The organism is Streptomyces sp. NPDC001617 (genome assembly GCF_053596855.1).
The window spans coordinates 56,813-65,423 of sequence record NZ_JBSFHA010000061.1; the positions used below are offsets into that span (position 1 = coordinate 56,813).

Consider the following 8,611-nt stretch of genomic DNA (forward strand, 5'->3'; position numbering starts at 1 on the left):
GTGACCTATACGGGGTCGTACGTCCGCTCGACCTTCTGGGTGCCCGTGCGGGTGCGGTAGGAGCGTTCCCAGGAGGATGTCGCGTTCTTGTCCGTGCGGTCGGAGAGGACGTAGTAGTCCATCTGGGCGCGGTCGGCGGTGATGTCCAGGACGCCGTAGCCGTGGCGGTCGGTGTCGACCCAGTGGACATGGCGGTTGGCGGCCTTGATGATCGGTGCGGCGATCGCGGAGACCGTGCCCTCGGGGACCTTCACGATGTCGTCGAGGTTGTCGGACGTCACCGAGGTGACGACGAACTCCGTGGCGGCGGAGGCGGAGAGGGGGTAGGTGCCGGCGTCGACCGGGACGTCGTTGGCCCACGCCATGTGGATGTCACCGGTCAGGAAGACGGTGTTGCGGATCGCGTTCGAGGTCAGGTGGGCCAGCAGTTCACGGCGGTCGTCGGTGTACCCGTCCCACTGGTCGGTGTTCACCGCGAGGCCGTCCTGCGGGAGGCTCAGCAGCTTCGCCAGCGGCTTCAGCAGGTCGGCGGTGAGCGAGCCGATGACGAACGGCGCGATCATCACCGAGTTGCCGACCAGCCGCCAGGTGGTGTCGGAGGCCTTCAACCCGGCCTTCAGCCAGTCGAGTTGGGCGCGCCCGGTGATGGTGCGGTCCGGGTCGTCGACCGAGCCGGAGCCGGTGGACGCCTGTTGTGAGCGGAAGGAGCGCAGGTCCAGCAGCGACAGGTCGGCCAGCTTGCCGAAGCGCAGCCGGCGGTAGGTGGTGCCCGCGATGGCCGGGCGGACCGGCATCCACTCGAAATAGGCCTGCTTGGCCGCCGCCTTGCGGTCGGTCCAGGTGCCCTCGGCGCCCTCGGTGTGGTTGACCGCGCCGCCGGACCAGGCGTTGTCGGCGAACTCGTGGTCGTCCCAGATCGCCACGACCGGCGCCTTGAGGTGCAGGGCCTGCAGATCCGGGTCGGTCTTGTACTTGCCGTGCCGGGTGCGGTAGTCGGCGAGCGTGATGATCTCGTTGGCCGGCGCGTGCGGGCGCACGACCGTGCCGCGGGCCGCGTACTCGCCGGACTTGTACTCGTAGACGTAGTCGCCGAGATGCAGCCAGGCGTCCAGGTCGTTACGGGCCGCGAGATGGCGGTACGAGGCGAAGTAGCCGCCCTCCCAGTTGGCGCAGGAGACCACGCCGAAGCGCAGGCCGGACACGGAGGCGTCCGCCGCCGGCGTGGTGCGGGTGCGCGCCACCGGGGAGTCCGTGCCGCCGGCCGAGAAGCGGAACCAGTAGTCGGTGGCCGGGGCGAGGCCGCGGATGTCCGCCTTCACGGTGTGGTCGGAGGCGGCCGTCGCCGTGGTCGAGCCCTTGGCGACGATCGTCGTGAACGCCTTGTCCTTGGCGACGATCCAGCTGACCTCGGTGTCCGGGCCCAGCCCCGAGCCGGGTACGGCCTCGGCGGTGGGCGTGACCCGGGTCCACAGCAGGACGCCGTCGGGCAGCGGGTCGCCGGAGGCCACGCCGTGCAGGAACTGCGGGGTCTCGGTGGCCGCCCGGGCCGGCAGGGCGGCGGCGAGCGGGCCGGCCAGGACAGCAGTGGCCGCCGCGGCCTTGACGACCGTACGGCGGCGCGGGGAAAGCGAGTTGGAGCCTTCGTCGGCTCTGAATCGACTGGTCACGAGCGACCAGGTTACTGACCGGTATTAACGAGAGCGGGCGAACTGGTGAAAGTTCGCCCGCTCTTTTGGGTGTGAGCGCTCGGACAGACTCCGCCAAGCTGTCGGGTGATGAGCCTCAGGCCTTGAGGGCCGCGCCGACCACCTGGTTGAACTGAGCCACCGTCATCGGCGGGTTGCCCTGGCTGTCGGCCGTGAGCTTCTTGCCGTCCATGACGAAGCTCGGGGTGCCGGTGACACCGTCCTTGTTGGTGTCCCAGGTCTTCGACATGGCGAGCGCCCAGGCGTCGTACTTGCCGCTCCTGACCGCGCTCTGGAACGCCTTGTTGTCCTTCAGGGCGGGGACGGTCTGGGCGACCTTGATGAGGTAGTCGTCGCTCTTGAACTTGTCGGTCGACTCGTCCGGGTGCCACTTCTTCGAGTACAGCGCGGTCTTGTACTCCAGGAACGCCTCGTCGCTGACGTTCAGCGCGGCGCCCATGGCGGACATCGCGGTCTTGGAGCCCTCGCCGCGCGACCCGATCTGGCCCTTGCCGAGCGCGTCGCCGTCGAGGAAGGTGCCGCCGATGTACTGGATCTTGAACGTGCCGTCGTCGATGTCCTTCTTCACGGTGGCACCGACGGTCTGCTCGAACGAGGCGCAGATCGGGCAGCGCGGGTCCTCGTAGACCTTGAGGGTCTTCTTGGCGCTCGCCTTGCCGATGACGACGGTCGTGCCGTTCTTGCCCGAGGTGTTGGCCGGAGCGACGACCTTGTCGCTCTTCACGGCCTCCCAGTGGCTGGGCTTGTTGGCCTGGACGACGGCGTAGCCTATGCCGCCGGCCGCCGCGAGGACGGCGACGACCGAGGCGGCGACGATGATCTGCCGCTTGGCCTTGGCCCGCTTGGCCTGGCGCTCGCGCTCGACGCGCAGCCGCTCTCGGGCCGCCGTCTTCGCTGCCGCGCTGTTCCGCTTGCTCATGTTGGTTATCTCCATATGGGACGCGCACACGTCGTACGCGGGATACGTGTGGGGGATTGGTCGCGCTCAGTGCTCTTCGGAGCGACAGGTGCTGTTCAGACGAGAGCGGCCGAGCACGGCGGTCCACGCCGTCCCAGGGAGTGCGCGAGCAGCCGGTCACGGACGACCGAGCTACGCAGGTCGAGGCGCCGTACGCGGCGCACCGCCGCCAACGGCCGCACGGTCACCGAGGCGACCGCCAGCAGCAGCGGCCGGAACGTCGTCGCGGCGACGGCGCGCAGCAGCTGGGCCAGGGCCCGCTCGCCGCGGCGCAGCCAGGCGGCGGCGAGGAGGCCGACGCCGACGTGCGCGCCGAGCAGCAGCCAGGCGGTGCCCGGGGTGGCGTGGGCGAGCAGGGCGGAGAGGCGGTCGGTGCCGGTGCCGGTGCCGGTCACCCGGGTCAGCGGGGTGCCGACCTGGGTGTTGCTGCCGCACAGCAGGTCCCAGCCGACGGAGCGCAGCGGGCCGGTGACGGGGCCGCCCGCACGGCCGTAGCAGACGTGCTGGCCGGTGGTGAAGATCGTGTCGGCGGCCAGCTCCAGCGGGATCAGCAGGCCGGCGATCGGCCCGAAGCCGCGCTCGCGGCCGGCCAGCGCGTAGGAGACCGCGAACACGGTGACGGCGACCGCGGCCACCGTGTTCAGCGGCAGCGGGACCCGAGACAGCAGCACGTGCGACGCGGTGCTGAGCGTCACGACCAAGGTCGTGAACAGCGCCGCGCGGAGCGCTCTGAGTCGGGTCCCGGATATGTCCATGGTGTGCAGAGTCTGTCACGGGCTCCTGTAAGGGACCCCTAAAACCTGCCTGTGAGATTACGGACCGTTAGAGACCCGGAATCCGGCCGTTGCGGAACAGGTCCACGAAGATCTGGTGGTCGCCCCGCGCGCGCGTGCCGTAGTCGTGCGCGAAGTCGGTGAGGAGGCCCGCGAAGCCGTCCTCGTCGGCCGCGATCGCCGCGTCGATGGCCCGCTCGGTGGAGAACGGCACCAGGGACTCGCCGGAGGTGTCGTCCGCCGACGCGTGCATCGTGGCCGTGGCCCGGCCGAGGTCGGCGACGACGGCCGCGATCTCCTCGGGGTCGTCGATGTCGCCCCAGTCCAGGTCGACCGCGTACGGCGACACCTCGGCGACCAGCTGGCCCGAGCCGTCCAGCTCGGTCCAGCCCAGCCACGGGTCCGCGTGCTGCTGCAGGGCGCGCTGCGAGATCACCGTGCGGTGACCCTCGTGCTGGAAGTAGTCCTGGATCGCCGGGTCGGTGATGTGCCGGGAGACGGCCGGGGTCTGGGCCTGCTTGATGTAGATGACCACGTCGTTCTCCAGGGCGTCGCTGTGGCCCTCCAGGAGGATGTTGTAGGACGGCAGACCGGCCGAGCCGATGCCGATGCCGCGTCGGCCGACCACGTCCTTCACCCGGTACGAGTCCGGGCGGGACAGCGACGAGTCCGGCAGGGTCTCCAGGTAGCCGTCGAAGGCCGCGAGGACCTTGTAGCGGGTGGCCGCGTCCAGCTCGATGGAGCCGCCGCCCGAGGCGAAGCGGCGCTCGAAGTCGCGGATCTCCGTCATCGAGTCCAGCAGCTCGAAGCGGGTGAGGGAGCGGGCGGCGCGCAGGGCGCCGAGGAGCGGGCCCTCGGCGGTGTCCAGGGTGAACGGCGGCACCTCGTCGCTCTTGGCGCCGGTCGCCAGCGCGTGGATCCGCTCGCGGTACGCGCCCGCGTACACCTCCACCAGCTCGCTGATCTGCCCGTCGCTGAGCGCCTTCGCGTATCCGATCAGCGCGATCGAGGCGGCGAAGCGCTTCAGGTCCCAGGTGAAGGGGCCGACGTAGGCCTCGTCGAAGTCGTTGACGTTGAAGATCAGCCGGCCGTTGGAGTCCATGTACGTGCCGAAGTTCTCCGCGTGCAGGTCGCCGTGGATCCACACGCGCGAAGTGCGCTCGTCCAGGTACGGGCCGCCCCGCTTCTCTGCGTCGAGGTCGTGGTAGAAGAGGCACGCCGTGCCCCGGTAGAACGCGAACGCGGAGGCCGCCATCTTGCGGAACTTCACGCGGAACGCGGCCGGGTCGGCGGCCAGGAGCCGGCCGAAGGCGGTGTCGAAGACGGCGAGGATCTCCTCGCCGCGCTGCTCGTCGTTGAGCCGGGGTACCGACATCGCGGGGTGCCTCCTGGTGCATGGATGTGTACGACAGCGTTTCTGTCGTGTCCAACGGGCGACGGGCCGCGGAAGTGCCCGCGACCCTCGCTGTGAAGGTACGCGGGGCAGCCCTCGGATTGTCAGTCCCGCGGCATAGACTTCGACGCTGACCCCAGGACTGTCCGCCAGCCCTTCGTCCAGCGTTTCCCTTGGAGGCCCGACCGTGTCAAAGCCGCCGTTCACGCACCTGCACGTCCACACCCAGTACTCGCTGCTGGACGGTGCCGCGCGGCTCAAGGACATGTTCAACGCGTGCAACGAGATGGGCATGACCCATATCGCCATGTCCGACCACGGCAACCTCCATGGGGCGTACGACTTCTTCCATTCCGCGAAGAAGGCCGGAGTCACCCCGATCATCGGGATCGAGGCGTATGTCGCCCCCGAGTCGCGGCGCAACAAGCGCAAGATCCAGTGGGGCCAGCCGCACCAGAAGCGGGACGACGTCTCCGGTTCCGGTGGTTACACCCACAAGACGATGTGGGCCGTGAACAGCACGGGACTGCACAACCTCTTCCGGCTCTCCTCGGACGCGTACGCCGAGGGCTGGCTGCAGAAGTGGCCCCGGATGGACAAGGAGACGATCTCCCAGTGGTCCGAGGGGATCGTCGCCTCCACCGGCTGCCCCTCCGGCGAGCTCCAGACCCGGCTGCGCCTCGGACAGTACGACGAGGCCCTGAAGGCGGCCGCCGACTACCAGGACATCTTCGGCAAGGACCGCTACTTCCTGGAGCTGATGGACCACGGCATCGAGATCGAGCACCGGGTCCGCGACGGCCTCCTGGACATCGGCAAGAAGCTCGGCATCCCGCCCCTGGTCACCAACGACTCGCACTACACGTACGCGCACGAGGCGACCGCCCACGACGCCCTGCTGTGCATCCAGACCGGCAAGAACCTCTCCGACCCGGACCGCTTCAAGTTCGACGGCACCGGCTACTACCTGAAGTCCACGGACGAGATGTACGCCATCGACTCCTCGGACGCCTGGCAGGAGGGCTGCGCCAACACCCTCCTCGTCGCCGAGATGGTCGACACCGCCGGCATGTTCGAGGCCAAGAACCTCATGCCGAAGTTCGACATCCCCGAGGGCTACACCGAGGTCTCCTGGTTCCGCGAGGAGACGATGCGGGGCATGCACCGCCGCTTCCCGGACGGCATCCCGGACGACCGTATGAAGCAGGTCGAGTACGAGATGGACACCATCATCTCGATGGGGTTCCCCGGCTACTTCCTCGTCGTCGCCGACTTCATCATGTGGGCCAAGAGCCAGGGCATCGCGGTCGGCCCCGGCCGAGGCTCCGCGGCCGGCTCGATCGTCGCCTACGCCATGGGCATCACCGACCTCGACCCGATCCCGCACGGCCTGATCTTCGAGCGGTTCCTCAACCCCGAGCGCATCTCGATGCCCGATGTCGACATCGACTTCGACGAGCGTCGGCGCGTCGAGGTGATCAGGTACGTGACCGAGAAGTACGGCGCCGACAAGGTCGCCATGATCGGCACCTACGGCAAGATCAAGGCCAAGAACGCGATCAAGGACTCCGCGCGCGTGCTGGGCTACCCGTACGCGATGGGCGACCGGCTCACCAAGGCGATGCCCGCCGACGTCCTCGGCAAGGGCATCGACCTCGACGGCATCACCAACCCCTCGCACCCGCGCTACAACGAGGCGGGCGAGATCCGGGGGATGTACGAGAACGAACCGGACGTGAAGAAGGTCATCGACACCGCCAAGGGCGTCGAGGGCCTGGTCCGGCAGATGGGCGTGCACGCCGCCGGCGTGATCATGTCCAGCGAACCCATCGTCGACCACGCCCCGATCTGGGTGCGTCACACGGACGGTGTGACGATCACGCAGTGGGACTACCCGCAGTGCGAGTCGCTCGGCCTGCTGAAGATGGACTTCCTCGGCCTGCGCAACCTGACGATCATGGACGACGCCGTCAAGATGGTGAAGTCCAACAAGGGCATCGACCTCGACCTGCTGGCCCTGCCGCTCGACGACCCGAAGACCTTCGAACTCCTCCAGCGCGGTGACACCCTGGGCGTCTTCCAGTTCGACGGCGGCCCGATGCGTTCGCTGCTGCGCCTGATGAAGCCCGACAACTTCGAAGACATCTCCGCCGTGTCGGCGCTGTACCGTCCGGGCCCGATGGGCATGGACTCGCACACCAACTACGCCCTGCGCAAGAACAAGCTCCAGGAGATCACCCCGATCCACAAGGAGCTGGAGGAGCCCCTCCAAGAGGTCCTGGCCGTCACCTACGGCCTGATCGTCTACCAGGAGCAGGTGCAGAAGGCCGCCCAGATCATCGCGGGCTACTCGCTCGGCGAGGCCGACATCCTCCGTCGAGTCATGGGCAAGAAGAAGCCCGACGAACTGGCCAAGAACTTCACCATCTTCCAGGCCGGTGCCCAGAAGAACGGCTACAGCGACGAGGCCATCCAGGCCCTGTGGGACGTGCTGGTCCCGTTCGCCGGCTACGCGTTCAACAAGGCGCACTCGGCCGCGTACGGCCTGGTCTCGTACTGGACCGCCTACCTCAAGGCGAACCACCCCGCCGAGTACATGGCCGGCCTGCTCACCTCGGTCAAGGACGACAAGGACAAGTCGGCCGTCTACCTCAACGAGTGCCGGCGCATGGGCATCAAGGTGCTTCCGCCGAACGTCAACGAGTCGGTGCACAACTTCGCCGCGCAGGGCGACGACGTGATCCTCTTCGGCCTCGAAGCCGTGCGCAACGTCGGCACGAACGTGGTGGAGTCGATCATCAGGAGCCGCAAGGCCAAGGGCAAGTACGGCTCCTTCCCCGACTACCTCGACAAGGTCGAGGCCGTCGCGTGCAACAAGCGCACCACGGAGTCGCTGATCAAGGCGGGCGCCTTCGACTCCCTGGGGCACACGCGCAAGGGCCTCACCGCGCACTTCGACTCGATGATCGACAACGTGGTCGCGGTCAAGCGCAAGGAGGCCGAGGGCCAGTTCGACCTCTTCGGCGGGATGGGCGAGGAGGACTCCAGCGAACCGGGCTTCGGACTGGACGTGGAGTTCACCACCGAGGAGTGGGACAAGACCTATCTGCTCGCCCAGGAGCGGGAGATGCTCGGTCTCTACGTCTCCGACCACCCGCTCTTCGGCCTGGAGCACGTGCTGTCCGACAAGGCCGACGCGGGCATCGCCCAACTCACCGGCGGTGAGCACGCCGACGGTGCCGTGGTGACCATCGGCGGCATCATCTCGGGACTCCAGCGCAAGATGACCAAGCAGGGCAACGCCTGGGCGATCGCCACCGTCGAGGACCTCGCCGGCTCCATCGAGTGCATGTTCTTCCCGGCTACGTACCAGCTGGTGTCGACCCAACTCGTCGAGGACGCGGTGGTGTTCGTCAAGGGCCGCCTCGACAAGCGCGAGGACGTGCCCCGACTGGTCGCGATGGAGCTCCAGGTCCCCGACCTGTCCAACGCGGGCACCAACGCGCCAGTGATCCTCACCATCCCGGTCACCCGGGTCACCCCGCCGATGGTCAACCGCCTCGGGGAGATCCTCAGCCACCACAAGGGCGAGAGCGAGGTCCGCATCAAGCTCCAGGGCCCGACCAAGACGACGGTGCTCCGGCTCGACCGGCACCGGGTGAAGCCGGATCCGGCACTCTTCGGTGACCTGAAGGTGCTGCTGGGCCCGTCCTGCCTGGCCGGCTAGGCGGCGCCGTTCCAAGAACGTATCGAGAGGGCGCGTCCCGTGCACGGGACGCGC

At 68.3% G+C, this 8,611-nt stretch carries 5 protein-coding genes; 1 reads left to right on the top strand and 4 read right to left on the bottom strand.

Annotation, left to right across the window (positions count from 1 at the left end):
* Positions 1–5: 5 nt before the first annotated feature.
* The 4 genes from ACWC09_RS35665 to ACWC09_RS35680 all read right to left on the bottom strand — a co-directional run bounded on the left by ACWC09_RS35665 (position 6) and on the right by ACWC09_RS35680 (position 4,812).
* A complete protein-coding gene (locus ACWC09_RS35665; RefSeq protein WP_450855130.1) occupies positions 6–1,667 on the bottom strand; it encodes an alkaline phosphatase D family protein in 1,662 nt (553 codons plus the stop codon).
* 115 nt (positions 1,668–1,782) lie between these two features.
* Complete coding sequence (locus ACWC09_RS35670) at positions 1,783–2,625, bottom strand: thioredoxin domain-containing protein (RefSeq protein ID WP_450855131.1); 843 nt, start codon at positions 2,623–2,625, stop codon at positions 1,783–1,785.
* Positions 2,626–2,720: 95 nt separating this feature from the next.
* Positions 2,721–3,419 (bottom strand): hypothetical protein, encoded by a 699-nt coding sequence (locus tag ACWC09_RS35675; protein ID WP_450855132.1) that lies wholly within the window; start codon positions 3,417–3,419, stop codon positions 2,721–2,723.
* A gap of 67 nt (positions 3,420–3,486) precedes the next feature.
* On the bottom strand, positions 3,487–4,812 hold the full coding sequence (locus tag ACWC09_RS35680) for a DUF2252 domain-containing protein (RefSeq protein ID WP_450855134.1): 1,326 nt from the start codon (positions 4,810–4,812) through the stop codon (positions 3,487–3,489).
* 205 nt (positions 4,813–5,017) lie between these two features.
* Here ACWC09_RS35680 and dnaE point away from each other — a divergent pair, with 205 nt between their 5' ends.
* On the top strand, positions 5,018–8,557 hold the full coding sequence (gene dnaE, locus ACWC09_RS35685) for a DNA polymerase III subunit alpha (RefSeq protein WP_450855135.1): 3,540 nt from the start codon (positions 5,018–5,020) through the stop codon (positions 8,555–8,557).
* The last annotated feature ends 54 nt before the right edge of the window (positions 8,558–8,611 follow it).

Excerpts from the sequence above, each read along its gene's own strand:
- ACWC09_RS35680 (WP_450855134.1), bottom strand. The coding sequence starts at position 4,812 with ATGTCGGTACCCCGGCTCAACGACGAGCAGCGCGGCGAGGAGATCCTC.
- ACWC09_RS35675 (WP_450855132.1), bottom strand. The coding sequence starts at position 3,419 with ATGGACATATCCGGGACCCGACTCAGAGCGCTCCGCGCGGCGCTGTTC.
- ACWC09_RS35670 (WP_450855131.1), bottom strand. The coding sequence starts at position 2,625 with ATGAGCAAGCGGAACAGCGCGGCAGCGAAGACGGCGGCCCGAGAGCGG.